This is a genomic window from Aeromonas sp. 96A, from assembly GCF_051919165.1.
GTDB lineage: Bacteria > Pseudomonadota > Gammaproteobacteria > Enterobacterales > Aeromonadaceae > Aeromonas > Aeromonas veronii.
This window is the reverse complement of sequence record NZ_JBQBFE010000001.1, coordinates 807,079-830,185: the sequence shown is the minus strand read 5'-3', so window position 1 is coordinate 830,185 and position 23,107 is coordinate 807,079. Positions and strand designations below refer to the sequence as shown.

Sequence of the window (23,107 nt, the reverse complement as noted above, 5' to 3'; positions counted from 1 at the left end):
TATGAGCATCCCCATTCAATATCTGGAGCTCGAATCCCTCTATGCGGCGACGGTCGCTCGGGGGATCCGCTCGCTGGCGGTCACCTCGTCAGAAGGGGGAGAGGGGGTGAGCTCCATCTGCGATGCGCTGGCAAGGCGCTCGGAGGCGGATGGGCTGCGCACTCTGCTGGTGGATCTCAATCTCTATCACCCCGGCCGCGCCACGGCGGTTGCCTGGGGGCCCAATGATGTGCCCGAGCCGGTGGCCACTGGCCGCTCCTTGTCCCTGCTCCCGGCGCCGGGCAAGGATCTGATGGCTTTTCGCAACAAGGATACCTTGCGTCAGCTGCTGGTTCGCTGGCTGGAGCATTACGATGTGGTGATCTTCGATACCTCACCGCTCACTGCCCTCAATCGGGGCAATATTCCGGCCGATCAGGTGTGTGGGGCCTGTGAAGGGGCACTGCTGGTGGTGCTGGCGGGAGTGACGCCGACGACCGTGGTACAAAGTGCGGTGGATAAACTGACCCGTGCCGAGGCCAATCTGATTGGCGCAGTCTATAACGACAAACTCAACCCGGGGCTGGCCAGCGAGATCCTGCGCGAGCTCAACCGGCTGCCCAGCAACCGGGTGACCGAATGGCTCAAGCGCTGGTGCCGGCGCAGCGCCTTGCTCAATTTCCGGATCTGATCGCCCGCTAATGGAGGCCCGATATGGATGACTGGTTGCGATCTGCTCCGGCAACCCTGCAGTCGGTGCGCGAACTGCGCAACCGGCTGGCGCAGGGACTCTCCCTGTTTCAGGTCTCCCCAAAGGATCAAGCCAACTGGCTGCTCTGTTTCAGTGAGCTGGCCACCAATAGCGTCAAACACACAGCTCCTCCCGCGACCCGGCTCTGGCTCACTCTGAAAGAGGATGAAACGGGCTTGAGTTTGATACTGGAGGATGATGGCGGCCCGCAACCCGGTCTTGCCAGCGCGCCGTTACCCGATGAGCTGCAGGAGGGGGGATACGGGCTGGCGCTGGTGCACCAGCTGTTTGCCGAGGTGCACTTCTCTCGCGACAATGATCGCAATCGCGTGACCCTTCGCCAGCAGGGCCCGGTCAACCAGCTGCCGGTGATCGCGGTGATCGACGATGACAAGGTGATGCGTGCCCTGCTCACCGCCTATCTCCATGAGCACTACCGGGTTGAAAGTTATGCCGACTCCCATGCCGCCCTGCTGGCGCTTGGAAAGCAGCCCCCCGCGCTGGTGCTCTCCGATATCGAGATGGAGGGGATCGATGGCTTTGGGCTGCGCCAGCAGTTGATGAAGGATCCCAAGATGAAGGGGGTGCCCTTTATCTTCCTGACCGGTCATCAGGATCAGTGGACCCAGAGTCGGGCGGGGGCGCTGGGGATCGATGACTTTCTGGTCAAGCCCATCACCAAGCAGGACCTGTTGCTGGCGGTTTCGCGGGTGCTGCAACGCTCGGAGCAGCTCAAGTCGCAATGGGGCGAACAGCTGGATCAGCGCATGACCTCGGCGCTGCGCCCGTTATTGCCCGCCACCTCCATAGGGGGATACCAGCTGGCGTTGCAAACCCGCGCGGCCACCGTGGGGGGCGGGGACTTTCTGCTGGTCAAGGATCGGGTGCTGTGGCTCGGGGATGTGATGGGCCACGATGCAGAAGCCAAGTTTTTTGCCCATGCCTATGCCGGTTATCTGCGCGGTTTGCTGACCGCCCACGATCTGGAGCGCGCCCCCGCCCGCTTGCTGACAATCTTGTCCAATGCTGTTCACAGTGATCCGCTCCTCGGGGCTACCCTGCTCACCACCCTCTGCATTGAACTCGGCAACGAGGGGCGGGTGCAGTGGGCCAGCGCGGGCCACCCTGCGCCCTGGCTGGTCGGGCCCGGCACCATCCGTCAGGTCGGCGTGACCGGCCCCTTGCCCGGTTTGCGCCCGGATCCCCACTTCGTGACCAATGAGCGTCAGCTCAAGCCCGGCGAGATCCTGCTGTTCTGGACCGACGGCCTGCTCGATAGCCGTGATGCAGAAGAGCGCCAGCGCTGGGAGTCGCAGCTAAAAGAGATCTGCCTGACTTCGGGGCCCGGTCTTGAGCAACTGGCTCATCGCATTGCCCGCTGGTTTGATGAGCGCATCAATGATGCTGCCCTCGATGACATGACCCTCCTGCTGGTCGCCTGTCCCGGCGCCTGATCCTGCCCCGCTTTGCCTGACTGGCCCGCTCTATGCAGCGCCTCATTTCAGGTGGCATGGAGCCACGGGAGGAGGGCCTTATGTTACCCATGCAGCAGATCTGGCTGGCTATCGATGCGCGTCAGGTCGGTGGAATTGAAGTTCACATTATCCATCTCGCCAACGATCTGCTGGCCAGGGGATTTCGCCCCACCATAGTGCTGGTGAGCAACCACGGCATGACCCCCTTTACGACCCTGCTCAAACAACAGGGCTTGCCCTACGAGGTGTGCCAAAACAGCCGCGATTTTATGCGCCGTCTGGCCCGCCAGCCTGCTTCTGTGCTGATCCATACCCACGGCTACAAGGCCGGGGTGCTGGGGCGGCTGACAGCCTGGTTCACCGGTAAATCGGTGGTCTCGACTTTTCACAGCGGGGATGACGGGGAGGGATTGCTGAAGTTTTACAGCTGGCTGGATCGCACTACAGCGCGTTTTGCGAAGTGTATTGCAGTAAGCGAGCCCATCGCTCGCAAATTGCATGTGCCAAGCACGGTGATCAGCAACTTTGTCCCCATGCCTGCGACGCCGGCTACGGTAACTGGCAACCGGATTGCCTTTGTCGGCCGCCTCTCGCCGGAAAAGGGGCCGGAGGCGTTCTGCCAGCTCTCAGCCTTCTGCCCGGAGGGTGCGTTTCATCTCTACGGGGATGGCCCCATGAAAAGTGCCTTGTTGCAGCAGTATGGTGATCGCGTCCAGCTTCATGGTTTCCAGAACATGGCCAATGAGTGGCACAACATCGACCTGCTCTGCATCACTTCCCGCTTTGAAGGGTTGCCGCTGGTGGCCCTGGAGGCGATGGCCCACGGCATACCGGTTTGTACCTTTGCAGTGGGGGGTCTGGTCAATCTGATCGACCATAAATCCAATGGCTGGCTGGTGGAGCCCGGCCATGTGAGGGATATGGCGGAGCTGGTCAACTACTGGCTGCGCAGCGATGGGGTGGTGCGCAGCAAAATGAGTCAGGCGGCCCGCAACACCATAGCCCGCGGGTACAGCGTCAACAACAGGGTGACCGATATTCTGGCCGTCTACGGCGCCTGAATCATGGAGAAACCTGTCAAAACGAGTGGCCGCTGGCCACTCGTTTTTTTATGTGCCGGTGTTAGGGGTTGCAGGGGGCGGATTGCTTCGGTGATCACGCAACGCTTGGGTTTCTGCTGTTGGTCAAACTGGCATCAGGCCTTTGGATGGATGGGGCCAGATGATGGCGATCAGATCGCTGACTTCTCGGTGATCAACGTTGATTTGCCACAAAGATGCGCCATAAAAAAAGGCCATTGCAGTGGCAATGGCCTGATGGGTGTTGAGATGTGGTTGAGGTTGGTGCGGCGGGATTAGCGCCCCTTTTTGCCAACCATGATGGCGATCGTCTTGCCGATGATATGTACATCCTGCACCAGCCAGCGCCAGGGGTGGAGCAGGGCGACCGAGTAGGCCAGATCGAACGCCAGCTTGCTGCGCACATCATCCAGCGACTCGTCATAGCCCTGATTGACCTGCGCCAGACCGGTAATGCCGGGGGCCACTTCATAGGTGCGTTCGATAAAGTACGGCACCGCATCTTCCAGCCGGTTGGCGATCCCGGGCCGCTCCGGGCGGGGGCCGATCAGCGACATCTCCCCCTTGAGCACATTGATAAACTGCGGCAGCTCATCGAGCCGGGTTTTGCGCAGAAAGTCGCCGCTGCGGGTGATCCGGCTGTCCCCCTTGCCACACCAGACCGGCCCGGTGGCCGCCTCGGCGTCGGCGCGCATGGTGCGAAACTTGATCATGAAAAAGAGCTCGGTATGGGTGGCGTGGCTGCGCCCGATCCGCAACTGACGAAAGAACACCGGCCCCGGGCTATCGAGCCGGATGGCCAGCATGATTAGCGGCCACAGTGGCAGCGTCAGCAGCAGGCCAAGAGTGGCACCGAGCAGATCCATGCTGCGTTTGACCACCAGGGTCAATCTTGGAATGGGGTGTGTCATACGGCTTTCTCCTGTGACATGAAACGTATGGGGGCGCGCAGGCAGTAGCGCAGGGTGCCCATGCCGTTGTACCAGTGTCCGAGTACCAGATAGTGGATCTTGCGAAACAGATTGGGCCAGGGGTGCACAGGGGTCAGCTGGATCAAGATGACCAGCAGATACCCCAGCAGTTGCAGCCCCAGCAACAGCTGAAACAGCAGGGATTGGGTGGCAAGCGGGATGGCGCAGAGCCACAGCAGGGTCAGGCAGAGTGGCATCAACACCCGCAGCCCCTTGCCACTGGCAAAGTTGAAGGCAACCCAGCCGAACTTGGGGTGCAGCAGGGGCAGCAACCGCAACAGCTGCTGGGTGTTGCCAGCCCCGATCCGCTTGCGCCTTGTCGCCTCCAGCGCGGCATCGGAAACTTCCAGCTCCAGTGCGGCGCAGCGATTGTCATAGACAGCCCGATATCCCTTGGCGATGGCCTGCATCGGCAGGATGAAATCGTCGTTGATGGTATCGGCGGCCAGCGGGGTGAGGCACTCTCGGCGCATCATGTAAAAGGCCCCGTGGGCACCCAGCATGCCGCCAAGGGTCGATTCGCAGAGCTTGATCTGACTTTGATAGTGCCAGTAACTCTCCTCGCCCTGGGAGCCCGGTTGCCAGAAGCGGTACGCTTCCCCGACCACCCCTACCTTGGGATCGGCAAAATGGGCGACCGCCAGCAGCAGGCTGTCGATGGGCAGCAGGGCCGAGACATCGGTGAGGGCTACCAGATCGCTGTGCACCCGGGTCATGGCCTCGTTGAGCACGGCGACCTTGCCGCGATTGCGGGGGTGATCAAACAGCCTGATCTGCAACTGCTGCAGGGCGGGATCACCGAGCTGACTGAGTGCAATGGGGTAGCTGTTGTCGCTGCAGCCGTCGAAATGCACATGCACCCACAGCTTGTCGGCGGGGTAATCGAGGCTGGCGAGGTTTTGCAGCTTGGCCGCGATGGTCGCCGCCTCGTTGTAGACCGGCATCAGCAAAGTGATGGTCGGCAGCGCCTCATCGGCGGCCTCTGCTTTGAATCCCCGATCCAGTGGGCGCGGTGGATTGGCTACCTTGCTCGCCTGCCGACCACCGAATTTGAGCAGCAGGGGATAGCCGACATGGTGGTAGACCACCAGTACAGCGCACAGCCAGAACACGATCATGATCCATTCCATGGGATGCTCCTCTGGTCATCGGGTCGCTTGATCAGCGGCTGTAAAGCTGCTGATAGGCCTGAGCCATCCGGCTCAAGCTGCTTTGCTGGCACACAAACTCTCGGGTGACGGCACGCAGGCTATGGCACTGCAGCAACCCTTGTGCCAGAAGCTGGGCAAGGCGGCCGGGATCCCGCTCCGATAGGATATGGCCGCTGGCCTGACAGACGATCTCTCTGGCCGCTCCCACGTCGCTCATCACCACCGGCACCCCGCACGCCTGTGCTTCCAGCACGCAAAGCGGCATCCCCTCCGCCAGTGAGGGGAGGCAGAAGAGATCCAGCCCCTGATAGAAGCGCGGCATGTTCTCGACCAGCCCCAGAAAATGGACCCGATGGGCGATCCCCAGTTGCTGACACTGTTGTTGCAACGCATTTTGCAAACTGCCGACCCCTGCCAACGCAAGATGCACCTCCTCCGGCAGGGTGCGGATCGCCTCCAGCAGCAAGGTGTGACCCTTGACCGACTCAAGGCGGGCGGCGCAGCCAATCAACCTGACCCCTTGTGGCAATCCCATCTCCTGACGGGCGAGGGCGGCGGCGCCCGGGGCAAAGCGCAGCTGATCGATGCCGTTGGGGATCACGGTTGGCGACAGCTGGCCCAGCTTGGCCAGCAGCTGGTTGGCCACCGGCGTGGCATCGGCCACCAGAATGGGTTTGAAGGCGCGCAGCCCCCACAGGGCCAGCGTGCGCTGATGGGGATCATCGAGATACCAGGCATCGTGCTCTGTGTGTACCAGGGTGGGCACCCGGGCCAGCCGACTGGCCAGCCCGCCATAGAGCATGGGCCCCAGATGGTGAGTATGTACCGCGACGGGCTTGAGTTGGCGCAGCAATCGGGTGAGCCGCCAGAGGGTCGCCAGCGACCAGCCCGCGGGCTTTTCCAGGCAGTGAATATGGTCTGCGAAGGGATGCAGAGCGGGCCATGCCCTTAACACATCCCCTTTGCGCCCTTCGAGGGAGATGATATGCACCGGCTGCTCGGCAGGGCTCGCCTGCGTGAGGTTGAGCACCATGGTCTCCAGCCCGCCGGGCTGCAGGTGCTGCACGATTTGAACGATGGAGCTTCTGCGGGGATGGGGTCTGTGCGACGGGGTTGATGACAACATGGTTCGCGCTCCGGCAAGGGAAGGGGTAACACCCCGGATAGCGGGAGAATGCGAATCTTGTACCACTCTTGCGATCTGCCCACAGAAGCGATCAGCTCCTCTGGTGGCACTGCCTTTGCATCGTGTGGGGGGAGGGCTTTTCTCAGGGAGTGATGCCATGCCTGTCCAGTTCTATTACAACCTCTACATCATTCTCTTTGCCGCCTGGCGCCGTCGCTATCTGCTGGTGATCCCGGTGCTGGTAATGCCGCTGGTGGGCGTGACGATCGGCCTGCTCACCCCCAAGGAGTATGAGAGCCGCACCACCTTTATGGTGCCGCAAGACGCCAACCAGACCCCGACCCTCAAGGATCTGATCACTCAGGAGAGTCTCAAGGATCGCTTTGCGGTGCTCGAAGCCCTGCTGCGCAGCCGTTATGTGCTGGACGGGGTAGCGCGGGATCGTGGCCTGGTCAATGACGAGACCCCCCCAGCTCAGCGCGATGCCATCATGGACTGGCTCTCGAGTGCCGTCTCGCTGCGGCTGATTGGCGATGAGGTGATCGAGATAAAGGTCAAAGCGGATTCGGCGGCCAACAGCGCCGGTTTGCTCGAAGCTATTTCGCGGCGCTTTTTCTTCAACCTGCTTAGCAAGGGGCGCCAGTCGGCGGAGTCGTCCGAACGTTTCCTGCAAAGCCAGCTCGACAGCCGCCGCAGCGAACTGCAAGCGGCCGAGCAGCTGCTCGCCGATTTTAAACGGGAGCATGCCAGCGCTTTGCCCCAGCAGCAGAGTACCAACGTTGCCCGTCTCTATGGCTTGCAGGAGCGTTATGCCGAGAGCCTGATCACCTTGCAGCAGGCCAAGGCCCGGGTCGATCAGCTATCGCTGGGGCAGGAGAGCCAGCTGGCCCGCCAGCTGGATGAGAAGCTGCAGCTGATGCGCACCGAGCTGGTGTTGCTGCGGGCCCGCTACAGCGACGAGCACAGCAAGGTGCAGAGCCTGCGCTATCAGATTGATCAGTTGCAGCAGGAGTTCGAGCAGCTCAAATCCCAGCCGGATATGGCCCGCGGGCCCGAGTGGCAACTGGCCCAGACGCAGCTGACGGAGGCGGAGCAAAACGCCGCCGGCTTGAAGAGTCAGCTGGATGGGCTGGACAAGGTGGTCGACTCCCAGGGGGATACCGAGCGCCAGCTCGCCGAGCTGGAGCGGGATCTGGCGGTCAAGCGCACCCTCTATCAGGATTTGCTGCTGCGCTACGAGAAGGCCAAGGTGACCGGCGATCTGGGCAACTTCGAGCAGGGGGAGCGGATCAAGGTGATCGACAAACCCTTTGCCCCCAGCAAGCCGAGCAACTACCCGATCTGGCTGTTTCTGCTGGCGGGCATTGTTGGCGGACTGGGGCTCGGCTGCGGTCTGGCGCTGGTGGCGGAACTGGCGGATGCCAGCCTGCGCCGCTCCGATCAACTGGCCGCCCTGGTCAAGGCGCCGGTGCTAAGCCGCATTCCCTACTGCGAGCCGGTGCCGGACTATCCATCCAATAGTGATCATGCGCTGGATGGGCAGGTGTTGCCCTTGTCACCAGAGCCGGGGTGATTGCCGTAAAAGCGGGCTGCCAGCCTGAATCTGGATATTTCTGATTAGGCCTCTTAATGAGGCCTTTTTTATGAGCATCAGGCGGTGTTTTGGGAGGCGACGCTATTTAATTAGGCTCGATTCGATTTTGCGTCCTGATGTATTCAAAAGGCGATGCTGGTGGCATTTTCCATAGCCGCGCCTTGACTGTGGTTTTGTACAGTGGTAAAGGTGGGGCCAAAAGAGGATGTTTTGCGAAGTTCTTCTCTTCGGAGTCTAGTTTTTAATATTTTTTAAATGACTTCTCTGAGTTGATTATGAGTGGTAGGACGAATTTAATGTAAGCCGATATTATCGGTTGAAGACTACTTTTCATTGGATTATTTTTTGTGCCGTTTAAAATTTTAGTATAGAGGTAGGTAAATTGAGTTCGATAAAAGATCATTTATTTTCGCTCCAAGAGCAACGAGCTGATGAGTGGATAAGAGAGAGATTGAGTGATGACTCGCTTGATGACGATTCAGAGGAATATCTACAATTAGCAGAAGAGTATTCATATTACCAAGAGCACTTGTGGGAAGAGGCAGAGTGGCGAGCAGAGTTGCAATGGTTGAAAGAAAACAGGTCATCAAGCATTCACAAGTTTTTTATTAGTGAGCTAGATGCACTAAAAATTATGGCAAGCAGTAACTTTAATAATCGCCAAAAAATGGCTTTCATACTACACACAGACATCGTCGTAAAAATGTCTTATGCGTACGCGGTGACTTTACTTGAGTCTTTCTTAGGTGATTCCTTAAAGAGTCTCATATCACAAGATGAACAATTCTTAAAGAATGCACTTTGTAAACTCAAAATTCTTAAAAACGTTAAAATTACAGAACTAGCTGAAACAGACTTAGATGTGAGATCTTTGGTTTTGAAATCGGTAAGTGAAGTCTTGTATCACAATATCCCAAATGTTGTGGAAATGTATGAACAGGTCTTAGGTACAAAACTTGATATCGATATATCTAAGATTATTAAAGTAACAAAACTAAGGCACGATATTGTTCATCGAAATGGTAAAACCATAGATGGAAATAAGATAAGTTTAAAAGCTGAAGATTTTACTCAAGCTATTGATGACATAAAAGAATTTTCCAACATATTGCAAGCAGCAATTAATGAAGCTCAAATTCAAACGGAACAACAAAAATCGTAGATACCGTCTCTGTTAGCTTTTTAAAGGCTATGTCCCAATTACGTGTTGCATGGGGCGCCCCAGCGCCTCATGCAAACATGTTTTGATATTTACGCCTTTTCCGTAACGCTCCAGCATCCGGCGCCAACCCAAGTAGTTCTTCAGGTAGTGCGTCGCCACGCCATGGAACCGCTCCATCCACTCTTTCAACCGATGGTGATATCCGTTCACATGCTGGATGTGATACGCACCGACTACCCGTTCGCCTTGACGATTGCGCACCACCTGATGGGTTATACCCTGTTCATTGCTGAAACAGGCATACACACCCGCCCCATCGCTACACAGCACCGCATCCGGTGACACCAACGGCTTCAACACCGCGATGACCGTCTCGGCATCTATTTTCTCCAACTGGAAATCCGCATGGTGGCCTGCACGGTCTTGTACCACCATCACCGGGATGTAATCTGGCCCGGTTCCACGAGTTCGACCTTTACCACCGCGATGACGTGGTGAACGCGGCAGTCCCCGCTGCCCCTTGAACGATTCAAGGAAGAAGGTCTCATCCACCTCAACAATGCCCTCTTCCCGGGTGGCCTGATGGGTTGCCATCGCGCGCAAGAATCGGTGACGCCAGAGGAACGCGGTGTTTTTGCTGACCCCACAGCGCCGCGCGGCCTGGCGGACAGTCAGTCCTTCGATGAGAGCTTGCGCGTAGTCTTCCCAGCACTGTGCTTTACGCAATCTGGCCAAGGGCGTCTTGGTCAGAACGGTGCTGGTGCGCAGACACAGTTTGCAACGGTAGCGGCGCAGTCCCCGACTCCATCCCCAAGGCGCCAGCTGGGTAACATCGGCCTGACAATGGGGGCAGCCACTGCATGCCGGTAACTGAGTATTGAGCGAGGTAATGGTGTGGGGTGCAGTAAGCTCCTGCTGAGCAACACGGCGCTGGCGCAGGGTTAACTGGGGAAAAAGGGACAACAGGTGTTGAAAGGCTGGAGTATCCATGATGGTAGACCTCAAGGTGATGGCCTACTTCAAGATTAGCCTTTCAACACGTAATTGGGACAGAGCCTTTTTAAAGGACAGTCTTTGTGAATAAAGAACTAAAAAATGGAATTATATTTGCCATTATTTCTGCATCATTTGGTGTAGGCGGGTTTTATGGAAGCCAGTATTATCAATCAGCTCGTAGGTTCGATTAGCCGGTAGGCGTAATCGGACGATCGCGGTGAAATTCCATGTCAATGCGGAAATAACGTCACGACCGGTGCCAGTTCGAGAGTCAGTTTTTGGTGGGGCGAAGTGGTAATCTGGGCGGTTTTTGGTGAGTTAAAGAGAAATATTGTAGAAAGACCGCGAACGTCCGATTACGCTGCGCTAATCGAACCTACGGCCCTTAAAACCAAGCACAGCAATAGCTGAAATAGAGATAGTTTATGGGAAACTACAGAGAAATTATTTATTCAGAATTGCGTAAACGGATGGAAAATGTCGGGTTTGTATTTGAAAGAGAACAACAACCACATTTTCAGAACAAACGTGATAAGGAGTTGAGATTTGTTCACCCAATGCTTGAAAAGAAGTTTGCTCTGGCAGGAGAAAAAAATAGAGCAAAGAAATTCTATTTGAAGCAGCTTTCTGATGACGTAAGTTGTGAAATCGGCATAACAACAGGTAACACATCACCTTTGTTTAGGCTAAATGACTTCCCTTCTCCAAATGCAATAGATACGTATAAAAACGAAAAAGTAAATGCATGGATGAATAAAGGGGATGATCTATCTCTTGATCTTTTGTTAAAGGCGATAGAAGACTATGTATCTACCTCACTCCAAGAGTTTAATGAAAATTTTAACGACGAGGTGGCCAGTGCTCTGGCTGTTAGTCCTAGTGAGCGTAGGAAGCGGCTTGAAAATGCAGAGAAATACCCTCAAAAAGTAATAGTTGCTATGTCGGTTTATAAAAGAAATCCAGATGTTGTAGCTGAAGCTTTAATTAGGGCGAAAGGTTGTTGTGAAGGGTGTGAAAAATCAGCTCCATTTGTTCGAAAGAAAGATAACTCGCCATATTTGGAAGTTCATCATATTATTCCATTATCGGTTGGTGGGGAAGACACCTTGGAGAATGTGATTGCACTTTGTCCAAATTGTCATCGAGAAAAACATTTCGGATAACAAGAGTTTCAAGAGGATGCAGCGAATGGGATTTTCAGTACCATTTCGCACTCTGTAAAGTTTTTGTCGGAGTCTGTGGATAATTCGTTGCAGCATCTCAAACGAGAATTGGTGACTAGTTTGCACATCATCAGTCATTTGGAAATGTCAGGCCATAGCCGCCGCAAAAATCAGGGAGCCATAGCTCCCTAATCGCGACACACGGGGTGATTCACTAGCCGATGGCTGGCGTTTGTTGCCAGTTAGCTTGCTGCAGGCGTCCCTGATTACGGCGTTGATAGCGCCAGGCCAGCAGTAGCGGCATACCGAGCAGCAGCTGGGCGGCCAGCGGGATCTCCTCGATGGGGGCGGCCAGTGCCCCTTCCGGAATAATGCCCCCCTCAATTTCGGCCGCCAGTTTGAGCTCCAGCGCATTGCCAAAGTCGGCGAAGGTGGTGGCATTGATGACAAATGCATCCTGACCGCCCGCCACGTTCTCCACATACCACTCTTGCAGTACCCCATCGGCATAGTCCTGACCTATGGTGATGCCGTTGATGGTATCGATGCCGGAGGCGAGCAGTTGATCCCGCACGGTGGAGGTATCCAGCCCGTTGTTCTGGATACCGTCACCCGACACATCCATCACCTGGCGGGCGGCGGTGTAGTTGTTGGTATCAAACTGCTGGGCACCAAAGGCCATGGCCGAACCGGGGGCCGTCATCCCCGCATAGGGGCGTACCAGGGCATCCAGGGTGGCGGCGAAGTTGTTGATGGAGGTCATGTCGTAGAGGTGGAACCAGTCGGTCATCACGCTCTGCTGGGTCGAGCCGCTCCACATCACCATCTGTACCGCAATGGACCCCAGCTTGTCGCCACTGGTGTCGAGGATGGCGCTCTGTACATCCTGACTGTAAAAGGCGTCCACATAGCCCTGTAATTGCAGATTGAATTCCGATGAACTGACGCTGCCTGACACATCCATCAGCAGTTGCAGTTCGGTATCGACTTCGGTCAAGGCGTATGCGGGGGAGGTTACCAACAACATCCCCAGCAGCCCTGCCAACGGTTTGAGTTTCATTGCCCACTCCTTCTCCTTGGCGCTAGTGCCAGCAGGGGGAATGAATAAAGCGTGCCAGCTTTGTTGCATCCTCTGACTTGGCTTGATCCGGGTGAGGCCGGGCAGGCATGGAACTTGCGAGAACTTGCGACAGAGGTCAAAAGCGCTGATAACCGGCAGGAGTTGCGATGGAGATCCGTCCCTGGCAGTGGGCACCCAACTGGCTGCTACTTGGTTTGTCCAATCAGTGGGGCATGGTGTGGCTCAATATGGGCCACTTCAACCTGCTGGTGGTGTTGCTGATTGCTATCTGGTGGCAAATTGCATCGCGGGTTGCACCGAGCTGGCGTCCGCATCCACTGGCGCTCGCCCTCTTTATCCTGCTGATCCTGATCCCCAGCGCCAGTTGCAAGGCGCTGGCCTGTCTGCTGTTGGTGGCCTCGCTATGGCGCCGTCATCAGAGTGGCGATGAGCGGGCGGTGTTGCAGATTGTGCTCGCCTTTACCGTGGCGGTGTTGTGGGGGCAGCAGGTGTTTGCCCTGCTCTCCGGCCCTGTGCTGGCGCTCGATGCCTGGGGGGTAGGCCAGTGGTTGCAGCTGCTGGGCTGGGAGACTCGCCTTGATGGCAATCGCATCGAGCGGTTGGGGGGTCATGCCCTGATCGTGCTCAAGGGGTGCTCCTCGTTTTCTCAACTCTATCTGGTGGTGCTCTCCTGGCTGGTCTCCTGCTGCTGGCTGGCGCCGGAGCGCCCCCTCTACCGGCAGTGGCCCATGTTGCTGCTGGTCTGCCTGCTCTATATCGGGGCCAATCAGCTGCGGTTGGTGCTGATGAGCCTGGATCTGCGCTGGTATGGCTGGCTGCATACCGGCTCGCTGGCCCAGCTCTACCAGTGGGCCATCATGTTGCTGGTGATGACCATCCTCTTTATCCGGGGGCGCCGTGATGCGTCTATCTAGGGGATATCTGCTGCTGTTGCTGGTGGCGCTGCTCAGTGCTGCCGCCATGGGCTGGCGTTATCAGAACCGGGCAGTTAACGAGGGGGCCAAGCCCATGCTGATGGAGCTGGTCCAGTTGGGCTGGCGCTTGCGGGTGGCTACGCCAGTATTGGGCGGCACCTATGTCAGCTATCAGCTGGCCCATCCCCGCTGTGACGGCCTGCTGCAGGCCATGCTGGTGGCGCCGGATCGGGAGGCGATGTCAGTGACGCTGGCTGGTGAAGGGATGAGTCAGGGGGTGATGTTTTTAGGCGAGCTGCACCAGAGTCCGCCGCTGCTCTCTTACCGTCTGACCCAGGGTTGGCGCAAATTGTGGGGGCTGGCACCTTATCCCCTCTATCGGGTGGCCTTGCCGACTTCTTGCATTGACCTTATTGCGCCGCCGCTGGGGTGACCGACCCCGGTTCACCGTTTGGCAGAATGCGGATCAGCAAGGTATTGGGGGCCAGCATGGGGTCATAGCGGGGTTCCAGCTCAATGGCGCGAGAGCCCAGCAAACGGGTGAGTGCGGTCAGCCGCACGCTCGCCATCCGCGCACTCTCCAGCATGTCGGTTTGCAGCCCGGGGCCGCTTACCAGCGCAATTCGGGCCGGATCCTTGCGTCCCAAAAACTGATGCAACTGCTGCTCCTGATCCGCTGGCAGTTGCGTCTCCGCTTGCTGGTACTGCAGTTGCAGCTGGGGCTGTTCGGCCATTTGCTGTTCCCGCAACTGGTTGAGGATCGGCAGGGTCTCATTGACCGGCTCCTGACGGGCGCAACCGGTGAGGATCAGCAATGGCAGCATCAGAGGCAACAGGCGGCGCAGGGCGCTGTCTTTGGCTGTGGAGCGGGGAGTCTGGTTGGCCATACGCAGTCACTTCAGGAGGATGAGTTGGCACCAGTTTGCAATGTTTTCAATCCCTTGGCCAGTTGTTCAATCTCGCGGCGCCACTGGATCCAGGCGGCAGAGGGCTGTTGCTCTGCCACCTGCCAGCGGGTCGGCAGCTGATCCCGCAGACGCTCCAGCAGCAGGGCGGCTTCCACCTGATAGCGGGCCTCCTGCTCCAGCCAGGCGAGCCAGCGCAGATCTTCGATGGCTTGCTGCAACAGCAACAGATCGTGAGAGAGGCGGTGCGCCTCGCAGGCTTGCGGGCCGAGCAGCATAAAGTCGCTCTCCCGCCCATCGGTGGGGTCATAGGGCAGGGCGGTGGGCATGCGGCCATGCCACTGCAAATAGCCCTCGGCGCCGCTTTGCCACAGATAGAACCCGGCGGCTCTCGGGGTGCCCAGATTGTAAAACCAGGTGGTGACCTTGTGTTGGCGCACCCGGGCCACATCGGCCTTGTCGGCGCCAAAACCTGCGTTGATCAGGGCAATCTCCACCTCTGCCAGCAGACCAACTTGACCCGGATGATTGAAGTGGCCTGCGCGGATCACCGCCGGATCCCGCCGTTTCATCTCCCGCGCCAGGCTGGTGATGGCGGGCAGGGTGGCGAGATCCGGCTCATCAAACAGGCTCCATGCCAGCGGGGGCGAGCCGCTGGCGGTCAGTGCCTGTTGCCGCGCCTGCCACTGATCAAGCTGGCTGGCAGGGTCACTCCCCCAGCGCTTGAGCGGGGTATAGGCCAGCAGGGGCGGCACAAAGCCGAGCCCGGCCGCCTCTCCCATGATCTCCCGCATCCCCGCCTCATCCTGTGGCAGGGCGGGTGAAAGGCCGCTGATCCCGAGTTTGGCGAGCCGCTCCAGATCGCAGCGACTGGCCTCTGCGATCTGCTGCTTTAGCGCCTCGGGGTCGGGGTTCAGCCAATTCAGATACGGGGGGGCTTCGACATAGATGCCGACCGGCTTGCTGGCCGCGGGCAGAGTCAGCGGCAGCACCTCGATGGTCAGCGGTAACTGCACCAGTTGCTGCTGGCTCAGCAGCTGAATATTGCCGAGATAGCGCCCCGCAGGCGCATCGCGTGGGACGGTGATCTGCAGTACCAGACGCCGAGGTACGCCTGCCAGCAGGGTGAGTCCGGCGATTCCCTCGACCAGCTCCTGATCCGAGGGGGCTAGCAGGGTGCCGCTCGCCTGCGGGCGAACCAGATGCCACTTGCCGTAATAGGGGGTCAGCGCCAGCGGCGATCCTGCCTGTTCGGGGGGCTGGATCACCAGCAAGGGGGCCGGATCGTCGGTGGCGGCGTGGATGGCAAACTCCAGCAACAGCTGGCTGCCACGGGCGGCCAGCACCGGTTGCGCAGCTTGCTTCAACGCATCGGCTGCAGATAGCGGGGCGATCTGCAGGGTTGGGGCGGCATCCGTAATCGGCGTGAGGCTCAGCTGCTGCGAAGCTGGGGTTGGGGAATAGGGGGCCAGAGTCCACTTTTCCAAAAACAGCTGGCGCTGCTTGGTCAGTACGATGGCGGTAGCGTCGGCCAATACGGCGAGATCTTTTCCACTATTCGGGAGAGCCTCTTTGCTGGTGCTGGCCGGATAGGGGGCAAGCAGCAGCCCCGCCAGGTATTTGGCATCCGGTGAGTGACCCACCAATGTGATAGTGAGCGGGCCGCCGCGGTGGTTCAGGGTGACATGGACCGGGCCGCCTTGACGCGCCCCGAACAGCTGCCAGGGATCCGGATTTGGCAGTGCCTCGCGGGATTGTCCCGCCAGATAGCGCTGCGTGAGCCACTCCTGTGGTTGCCACTGTTCGGCCCAGATGGGCTCGCCATTGACCAGCACGCTGCGCTCGAAGGGATGGGGCAGGTACTCCCATTCACCTGGGTCATCCAGCCAGAGGGTGAGCTGGTAGCGCCCCTTGGCGACCTCCAGCCGTACGCCATCCAGATTGCGCAGCCCATCGCGCACAAGGGCATCGCCGGAGGGGCGCAAGATGGGGGTGGGATGGCCAATCAGCCGGGGATCCCCCGGGCTCAGGGGCTCAAAGCCGGTAAAGCGGGGGGCGGTGGAGGCCCCCAGATCCAGCGCAATGGTGCCCTTAGGCAGGGTCAGACCGGGCACCCAGTACCAGCGGTGAATGGTCATGGAGGGGGCGTTATCGGCCATAAAGAGATAGAGCTTGGTGAGTTTGTCCAACGCCAGCGCTCTGGGTTGGCTGGTGCGCCACTCGCTCAAGGCAAAGCGCTGGGTGAAGGGGCCGGGTGCGACAATCCGCTCCAGATTGACCCGGCTGCGGTAGTTGACCGAGGCCTCATCGTCGATACGCAGGATCAGGGTTTGCGGGCGGGCGCTGGGGTTATGGCCCTCGATCACCAGTTCATCATCGCTGCCCACCGGCCAGCTGTGGGAGCTCAGATCGAGCCGCTGGGGTGTCTGGTTACTTGTCAGGGGCAGCGGGGTCTGCCCCTCCAGCCGAGTGGTGGCCATTGCTGCATGGCAGCAGAGCAGGATAACCAGCCAGAGCCCTCTGCTCATCCGGGCAGCCCCTTCAACCAGTTGTTCAGCTCGGCAGCCTTGTGATCCCAGCTTTGCAGGGCCACCTGCTGCTGGCGCGTGTGGCGCCCTTCGCTGTGGGTGAGCCCCTCCCAGCCACTCTCCTGAAACCAGCCCGGATTGGGTTGATCAAAGGCGGCCCGATTGATGGCCTGTGCCAGGCTCTCCCCATCGTGGGGGAGCTGGATCTGATCCCGATAGCCATCGAGGGCCGGAAAATCGGTGCTGACGATGGGGCGCCCTGCGGCCAGATACTCGCGCAATTTCAATGGATTGCAGGCTCGGATCTGGGCGTTGTCGACAAAGGGCAGCAGACTCACCTGCCAGTGCTGGGCATAGGCCGCCAGCGTGTGATGGGGACGGGGCCCCAGCAGATGGATATTGGGGAGCCCCTTGAGGGGGGAGATATCGGTCTGGACCGGGCCAATCAGCACCAGATCCCAGTGGGGCAGGGCGGCAGCCGTCTCTGCCAGCAGGGGGATATCAATCCAGTCGCTCAGGCTGCCGTAAAATCCGGCAATGGGGCGGCCGGAGGGGAGATCTGCCGGGCGCTCTCTGGGGGGCATAAACAGCTCGAGATCCACCCCGTGGCTGAGGAGCCGGGTTTTATGGGGGGGGAAGCGGCTGGCTAGTGCGGGGCTGGCGGCCAGAATGAGATCCGCTTTTTCCACCAGTCGGGCTTCGCAGTGAGCGATGGCCTGATGATCCACCCCAGCCAGCGCCGAGAAGTCATCGCCGCAGTAGTAGATCACCGCCCGCTCTTCGAGCTTGCCAATCAGATCGACGGCGCTGGGCAGGGAGATCCAGAGCAAGGGGCGATCCAGCTCGGGCAGCTGACGCCGGATCTGCGCCGCCAGCAAGTGGCCATTGATTTTGCCCGCCAGCCGACTGCCCGGCAGTGGCAAGGCGAGCGGCGGCAGTACCCGGGGGCTGCTGACCTCTGATGGCGCAACCGACTGGCCGCCAGCATGGCGCGCGCCGCGCAGCACGGCCCCCAGTTTGCGGACGATACGGGTGAGATCATGAAGGGTAAAACGGGGGCAGCGCATGCCGATGGAGTTGACCCAGAGCACCTGATAATCGGGCAACAGACGCTTGATCAGGTGCTGGGTGCTGGAGGGGTGCTGGCCCCAATCCTCGCCCAGCACCACCAGTTGCGGCAGTGAGTGTGGTTTCATGCAAAGGTCTCCGAAGCGTGTGCGGGGTCGCTGTGATCCTGTGGCTGCAAGGGGCGCAGTACGGTGGCCGGTACACCCGCTGCCAGCACACCTGCGGGCAGATCCCGAGTGACGACGCTGCCTGCGGCGACAATGGTGCCGGCGCCTATGGTGACACCGGCCATCACCATCACCCCGGTGCCTAGCCAGACATCCTGCTCCAGCACAATGGCCCCCACCTGTTCATCGCGATCCGGTCTGCCAAGAGCGCGGTCGCGGGCATTGACGGGATGTCCCGGGTAGCCCGCCAGAAAGGCACGGCCAGCAATTCTGACGTTATCCCCCAGCACTATCTTGCTGCCCACCGCCAGGGTGGTCTGCCAGCCTATCCCGACATTGCGGCCAATCACCAGCCTTGGTGTCTGGCTCGATGCCCGGCCGCTGATGGTCATGGCGGCGCTGAGACGGCAGTCGGCGCCGATCTCGATGGTGACCGGACCGCTGATATAGGGGATGCCGCCATAGAGATAGAGGCGCGGGGCGGGGGCCGTCAGGCGAGATTGAAACAAGGGGGTCCACCAAAGGGTGCGGGTCAGGGTCGCCAGCGCGTTGTTGCCCAGCAGATAGAGCCGATAAAGCAGCCGATGCAGGGGAGGGATCACTGGGCATGACCAGTGGCGGGCGCTTTTGGCCAGGCGCCATATCTGGCGAGCCAGTGGCGTTTCCCCCTGTTTGGCCCAGCTTTTCATCCGGTGCAGGTTGATGGTGTTCATGGCGACCTCTCCCTCTGGTGCAGTCCGTTGCTCGCTAAGCAGAAAGCAGGGATCGGGCCAACAGGACGACCCCAGCGGGATCGGGCCAAATGGGGCTAAGAGGTGGGGCAGATTGCGCCGGTCGGTGCAATTTGCAGCCAGCGTTGTGCAAAACGCAAATGCCAGTCTCATTCTGGGCCTGTTTTGGACGGTTAAGCCGCACAGAGGGGCTATCGCTTCAGGGCGGGGGTGAGTGGCGTGGGCTTTGCATTAGCGGTAGCTGACCCGAAGCGGGATGCTTCGGGTGGCTGGGAGGCCCTATGAAACTTGGTGTGAACCAGATTGCCATGCTCTATTACGCCGGCGGCTTGCTCCTGATGAAGGGGATCTCCCTGCTGATGTTGCCGGTGTTGACCCATCAGCTGCTGCCTCGTGAATACGGCCAGCTGGAGGTGCTGCTCACCCTCATCAATCTGGGCTCCCTCATTCTCGGCTTCGGGCTGGTGGATGCCCTCTACCGCTTTGCCGGATTGGCGAAAGATGAGCAGGAGCGCCAGCAGGTGGTGGCCCGCATGTTTGGGCTGGTCTGGCTGATCGCCCTGGCCAGTCTGGTGCTGCTCTGGCTGCTTGCACCTGTGGTGCAAGCCTGGCTGCCGGTTGAAACCCGCCTTGCGGATGTGCGCTGGGTGCTCTGCGCTCTGCCGTTTGAAGGGGTGATCGGCGTGCCGCTGGCATGGCTGCGGATGCGCAATCAGGCCCGGCTCTTTTTCGTGGCGACCGCTGGCAAGGCGGTGATTCAGTCGGTGCTGACTGGCTGGTGGCTCTGGCTCGGCTGGGGCGTGAGCGGGGTGCTGGCCTCCGGCACCCTGACCTGCGTTGCACTGGCGTTGCTGCTGAGCCTCTGGCAGTGGCGAGATAGCGGGATCCGCTTTGACTGGCAGCACTATCGGCCGTTGCTGCGCTATGGATTGCCCCTGGTGGTGAGCGGGCTGGCAGGTTTTGCCCTGAGCGGACTGGATCGCTGGTTGCTAGCCGATGTGGTGGGGGAGGCGCTGCTCGCCTACTACGCGGTGGCGGGCAAGCTGGCGCTGGCAGTGGGGTTGTTGCTGCAACCCTTTGCCCTCTGGTGGTATCCCCGCCGTTTCATGCTGCTGCGCGAGCCGGATGGACTGCGGCTCAATGCCCACTACAGCGTGATGGGGTCGGTACTGGGGTTTGTTACCGCGGGGATTGTCGGGCTCACTGCCCCCTTGCTCATTCGCTGGCTGACCCCGGAGAGCTATCACGGGGCGATCGCCTATATTCCGCTGCTGGTGCTGGGTATGGCGGTGCGCAATGTTTCGGACTTGCTCAATGTCGGCTGCTTTAGCGGCGAGAAGAGCAATGCCCAGATGGTGATCAATCTGGGCTGCAGCGCCCTTGGGGTAGCAGGCTTTCTGCTCGCCATCCCCCCCTTCGGGGTCGCCGGGGTGATCTGGACCCTGCTGCTGGTCTATCTGGTGCGGGCGCTGGCCTTTTATCTGGTGAGCCAGCGGTTGCTGCCGCTGCCGTATCGCCTCTCGACCCTCTGGGCCAGTTCCCTCGGGGCGCTGGCGATGGTCTGGCTCGGCCAATGGTGGGCAGGATCATGGCTCGTCTAACCCCAGCCATCTGGGCAAGCGCTATTTGTCTGGTGCTGGCCCTGCTCTGGTGGCGGCTGCCCCATCCCTTGCTGCTGCCGGTGCTCGGCCTTGCCATTCCCGCCATCTGGTTTGCCCTGCGCTGGCCCTTCTTGATGGTGCTGGGGTTTGTCACCTTCTCCTTCTTTCGGCTGCATGAGGTGTTCCCCCAGCTCTATCCCCTCAAGATCCCGCTGCTCTTCTCGCTGGCTGCCATCGGTGCGCTGGTCTGGCACATTTTGTTGACCGGCCGGATCAAGCCCTACTGGAGTCCAGCCCTGAGCTGGCTGACGGCCTTCTTTGTGATGGTCTCCATCGGTGTGCTGTTTGCCAGCAACCGGGGCGAGGCGATCGCCACCTGGACCGGCAGCTACAGCAAGATCTATCTGATGACCCTGGCCACCGCCTGGCTGGTGCGCACTCCGGGGGATTTTGCGCTGGCGGTGCGCACCTTCGTGGTGGCGGGCTGTCTGGTGGCGCTGGTGGCCCTCTACAACAAGGCGAGCGGGATCGGGCTGGTGGAGGGCACCCGGGTGACCATAGGGCGCGAGCTGGGCTCTGTGCTGGGGGATCCCAACGATCTGGCGCTGGTGCTGCTCTTTCCTGCCGGTTTTTCGCTGAGCTTGCTGCTCAATCAGGGCAATGGGGTAGGGGGGCGTTTGTTGGGGGGGCTCGGCTTTGCGCTGACTGCGGCCGCCATTATCGCCACCCAGAGCCGCGGTGGTTTGCTTGGCGTGTGTGCGGTCAGCGGCCTGTTTGCCTGGCAGCGGGTGAAGTCGAAAACCCTGTTGATCTCGCTGGGGATGGTCGCGCTGGTAGTGCTGTTTGCCGCCGCAGGGATCAGCGACCGGGCATCTGGCGGTGCCGCCGAGAGCGGGGTCGATGCCTCGGCCATGGGGCGGATCTACGCCTGGCAAGCAGCCTGGGGCATGGCTCTGGGTCATCCGCTGGTGGGGGTGGGCTTGTCCAATTTCTATTACAACTACTTCTTCTACAGCCCCCATTGGGATGGGCTTAATCATGCGGTGCACTCCACCTGGTTCGGGGTGCTGGCTGAAACCGGCTTTGTCGGGTTGGCGCTGTTTATCGGCATGGTGACGGTGACCCTGCGCAGTTGCTGGCGTTGTCAGCTTGCTGGCATGCCTCCTGCAGTGATCACGGCGATGCAGGGGGTGATGGCCAGCATGGTGGGGTTTGTGATTTCGGGCTCCTTCCTGACCCAGGGGTTTACTTGGCCCATCTATCTGGAATTGGCGCTGGCCGTCGCCGTCATCAAGTACGTGCAGCAGGCGGCCACAGAGGTGCAGGCCACCGCTGAGGATCATCAGGAGGCAACCCGGTTGCCGGCAGTGCAACCAAAGGGAGCAAGAGGATGAACGCAACCCCTGTTTTGCTGGTTCACTACGGAGAGGACTGGATCCGCGGCAGCGAACGCTGCCTGCTGGATCTGCTGGCCCACCTCGATCGCAGCCGGTTTACGCCGTTGCTCTGGTGTAATAGCCCGACGCTGGCGGCAGAGGCGGCCACCCTCGGGGTAGAAACCATGGTCGAGCCGTTCAGCCTGCTGCTGGGATGGCAGGCGCCCCGCTTTGATCTTGCTGCCCATCGGCGCCTCTCCCGGCGAGCCAGAGAGCTCATCACCGAGCGGCAGATTGGGCTGGTACATGCAAACAGCGCGGCCCCTTGTCAGTGGCTGGTGGGGGTCTGTCGAGTGTTGCAGGTACCGTTGGTGTGCCACCTCCATGCCCGTTACCAGCCCAGAGACAGATTCAGCCTGCGGGTTCATCAGGCAAGCGTGCTGATCGGGGTGAGCGAGCCGGTGTTGACCGGTTGGCGCCAGGATGGCTGCGCGGCCGAGCGGTTGATCCGTGTATCCAACGGGGTCGATGCCGCTCGCCTGAATGGCGGTGCTCACTGGCCGGTCGTCGACATGCTGGGCTTGCCACCGGGGGATATGATCATCGCAACCGTCGGCTCATTGATCAAACGCAAGGGGATTGATCTGCTGATCCGCTCGCTGGCTGCCCTGATGGCATCGGGGGAGGAGGCCCAGTTGCTGATTATTGGCAGCGGCCCGGAGCGGGAAGCATTGATGGCGTTGGCTGTCGAGCTCGGGGTGGCCGAGCGGGTCCACTTTCTCGGCGAGCGGCCGGACAGTGCCGCTATCTTGCGGGGCGGGGTGGATCTGCTGGTCTCCGGAGCCCGTGAGGAGGTGTTTGGTCTGACGTTGGCGGAGGCGGGCATGTTGGGGCTCCCGGTCAGTGCCTATCGGGTGGGCGGCATCCCCGAAGTGGTGGAGGAGGGGGCGACCGGCTTGCTGGCAACCCCGGGGGATTGGGCCGAGATGGCTGATCACTGGCGGCAATTGAGCAATCCGCAGCGCCGATGTGAAATGGGGCGGGCCGCTCAGTTGCGTGCCGCACAGTTGTTCACGGTGGCGCGCTATGTCGACGGGGTCACGGCGGTGTGGGACGCCGCGCGGGCTGGTCGTTGGCACTCAACGGCCCCCGCGCCCTATCGCACACTCATTCACTGGGCGGGGCAACGACTCCTTGCCAGAGGGCGCAATATGTTGGCGAGTGGGATGGCCAAAGTGGCGCAAAAAGTGCAACTGGGGTTTGGCCGCCGCAAGGTGCCAGAGTAAGGG

20 protein-coding genes are annotated in these 23,107 nt (G+C 59.9%); 11 read left to right on the top strand and 9 right to left on the bottom strand.

The features are described 5' to 3' along the window. Position 1 precedes the first annotated feature (1 nt). From ACTG2W_RS03785 to ACTG2W_RS03775, 3 genes are all read left to right on the top strand, one after another. Positions 2–670, top strand: a complete 669-nt coding sequence (locus ACTG2W_RS03785; protein WP_005360129.1) for a tyrosine-protein kinase family protein — start codon at positions 2–4, stop codon at positions 668–670. 23 nt (positions 671–693) lie between these two features. Continuing rightward, a complete protein-coding gene (locus ACTG2W_RS03780) occupies positions 694–2,184 on the top strand; it encodes a SpoIIE family protein phosphatase (RefSeq protein WP_440016051.1) in 1,491 nt (496 codons plus the stop codon). An 80-nt stretch (positions 2,185–2,264) separates the two neighbouring features. Further along, positions 2,265–3,266 carry a glycosyltransferase family 4 protein gene (locus ACTG2W_RS03775; RefSeq protein WP_440016050.1) on the top strand — a complete coding sequence of 334 codons (1,002 nt, stop codon included), beginning with the start codon at positions 2,265–2,267 and terminating at the stop codon, positions 3,264–3,266. 293 nt (positions 3,267–3,559) lie between these two features. Here the strand turns inward: ACTG2W_RS03775 and ACTG2W_RS03770 are convergent, their stop codons facing one another. From ACTG2W_RS03770 to ACTG2W_RS03760, 3 genes are read right to left on the bottom strand one after another with little or no spacing between them, the layout of a single operon-like run. Continuing rightward, a complete protein-coding gene (locus ACTG2W_RS03770; RefSeq protein ID WP_005333398.1) occupies positions 3,560–4,195 on the bottom strand; it encodes a sugar transferase in 636 nt (211 codons plus the stop codon). Continuing rightward, positions 4,192–5,385 (bottom strand): glycosyltransferase family 2 protein, encoded by a 1,194-nt coding sequence (locus ACTG2W_RS03765; RefSeq protein ID WP_128835875.1) that lies wholly within the window; start codon positions 5,383–5,385, stop codon positions 4,192–4,194. Before ACTG2W_RS03765 ends, ACTG2W_RS03770 begins: the two co-directional genes overlap by 4 nt. 31 nt (positions 5,386–5,416) lie before the next feature. After that, a complete protein-coding gene (locus tag ACTG2W_RS03760) occupies positions 5,417–6,532 on the bottom strand; it encodes a glycosyltransferase (protein WP_128835873.1) in 1,116 nt (371 codons plus the stop codon). A 157-nt stretch (positions 6,533–6,689) separates the two neighbouring features. Here ACTG2W_RS03760 and ACTG2W_RS03755 point away from each other — a divergent pair, with 157 nt between their 5' ends. Together ACTG2W_RS03755 and ACTG2W_RS03750 are read left to right on the top strand one after the other, a co-directional pair. Next, on the top strand, positions 6,690–8,105 hold the full coding sequence (locus tag ACTG2W_RS03755; RefSeq protein WP_128835871.1) for a GumC family protein: 1,416 nt from the start codon (positions 6,690–6,692) through the stop codon (positions 8,103–8,105). A 403-nt stretch (positions 8,106–8,508) separates the two neighbouring features. Further along, positions 8,509–9,288 (top strand): hypothetical protein, encoded by a 780-nt coding sequence (locus tag ACTG2W_RS03750; protein ID WP_128835870.1) that lies wholly within the window; start codon positions 8,509–8,511, stop codon positions 9,286–9,288. A gap of 27 nt (positions 9,289–9,315) precedes the next feature. On the opposite strand, the gene ACTG2W_RS03745 is transcribed toward ACTG2W_RS03750, so the two are convergent. After that, positions 9,316–10,278 carry an IS1595 family transposase gene (locus tag ACTG2W_RS03745; RefSeq protein ID WP_106844639.1) on the bottom strand — a complete coding sequence of 321 codons (963 nt, stop codon included), beginning with the start codon at positions 10,276–10,278 and terminating at the stop codon, positions 9,316–9,318. A gap of 431 nt (positions 10,279–10,709) precedes the next feature. Between ACTG2W_RS03745 and ACTG2W_RS03740 the strand changes: the two genes are divergently transcribed. After that, positions 10,710–11,447, top strand: coding sequence for an HNH endonuclease (locus ACTG2W_RS03740; RefSeq protein ID WP_280638799.1), 738 nt, complete (start codon positions 10,710–10,712; stop codon positions 11,445–11,447). Between the two features lie 214 nt (positions 11,448–11,661). On the opposite strand, the gene ACTG2W_RS03735 is transcribed toward ACTG2W_RS03740, so the two are convergent. Beyond that, entirely contained in the window at positions 11,662–12,507 is an 846-nt protein-coding gene (locus ACTG2W_RS03735) for a DUF1194 domain-containing protein (RefSeq protein ID WP_128835868.1), read from the bottom strand. Positions 12,508–12,674: 167 nt separating this feature from the next. On the opposite strand from ACTG2W_RS03735, the gene ACTG2W_RS03730 reads away from it, so the two are divergent. Together ACTG2W_RS03730 and ACTG2W_RS03725 are read left to right on the top strand one after the other, a co-directional pair. After that, complete coding sequence (locus tag ACTG2W_RS03730) at positions 12,675–13,442, top strand: hypothetical protein (RefSeq protein WP_245147809.1); 768 nt, start codon at positions 12,675–12,677, stop codon at positions 13,440–13,442. After that, positions 13,429–13,875, top strand: a complete 447-nt coding sequence (locus ACTG2W_RS03725) for a hypothetical protein (RefSeq protein ID WP_128835865.1) — start codon at positions 13,429–13,431, stop codon at positions 13,873–13,875. The genes ACTG2W_RS03730 and ACTG2W_RS03725 overlap by 14 nt, the downstream gene beginning before the upstream one ends. Here ACTG2W_RS03725 and ACTG2W_RS03720 read toward each other — a convergent pair. The 4 genes from ACTG2W_RS03720 to ACTG2W_RS03705 are packed head-to-tail and all read right to left on the bottom strand — an operon-like array spanning position 13,853 to position 18,823. Further along, complete coding sequence (locus tag ACTG2W_RS03720; RefSeq protein WP_128835863.1) at positions 13,853–14,329, bottom strand: hypothetical protein; 477 nt, start codon at positions 14,327–14,329, stop codon at positions 13,853–13,855. The genes ACTG2W_RS03725 and ACTG2W_RS03720 overlap by 23 nt on opposite strands. 11 nt (positions 14,330–14,340) lie before the next feature. Then, entirely contained in the window at positions 14,341–16,875 is a 2,535-nt protein-coding gene (locus tag ACTG2W_RS03715; RefSeq protein WP_421308185.1) for a hypothetical protein, read from the bottom strand. Beyond that, the gene (locus tag ACTG2W_RS03710; RefSeq protein ID WP_421308183.1) at positions 16,872–18,071 is read right to left on the bottom strand and encodes a glycosyltransferase; all 1,200 of its coding nucleotides are present in this window, start codon (positions 18,069–18,071) and stop codon (positions 16,872–16,874) included. The genes ACTG2W_RS03715 and ACTG2W_RS03710 overlap by 4 nt, the downstream gene beginning before the upstream one ends. Continuing rightward, on the bottom strand, positions 18,068–18,823 hold the full coding sequence (locus ACTG2W_RS03705; protein ID WP_421308181.1) for an acyltransferase: 756 nt from the start codon (positions 18,821–18,823) through the stop codon (positions 18,068–18,070). The genes ACTG2W_RS03710 and ACTG2W_RS03705 overlap by 4 nt, the downstream gene beginning before the upstream one ends. Positions 18,824–19,122: 299 nt before the next feature. On the opposite strand from ACTG2W_RS03705, the gene ACTG2W_RS03700 reads away from it, so the two are divergent. The 3 genes from ACTG2W_RS03700 to ACTG2W_RS03690 are packed head-to-tail and all read left to right on the top strand — an operon-like array spanning position 19,123 to position 23,104. Next, positions 19,123–20,442 carry a lipopolysaccharide biosynthesis protein gene (locus ACTG2W_RS03700; protein WP_043819779.1) on the top strand — a complete coding sequence of 440 codons (1,320 nt, stop codon included), beginning with the start codon at positions 19,123–19,125 and terminating at the stop codon, positions 20,440–20,442. Further along, a complete protein-coding gene (locus tag ACTG2W_RS03695) occupies positions 20,430–21,836 on the top strand; it encodes an O-antigen ligase family protein (protein WP_106843253.1) in 1,407 nt (468 codons plus the stop codon). Before ACTG2W_RS03700 ends, ACTG2W_RS03695 begins: the two co-directional genes overlap by 13 nt. Next, positions 21,833–23,104 (top strand): glycosyltransferase family 4 protein, encoded by a 1,272-nt coding sequence (locus tag ACTG2W_RS03690; RefSeq protein ID WP_106843254.1) that lies wholly within the window; start codon positions 21,833–21,835, stop codon positions 23,102–23,104. The genes ACTG2W_RS03695 and ACTG2W_RS03690 overlap by 4 nt, the downstream gene beginning before the upstream one ends. Positions 23,105–23,107 lie beyond the last annotated feature (3 nt).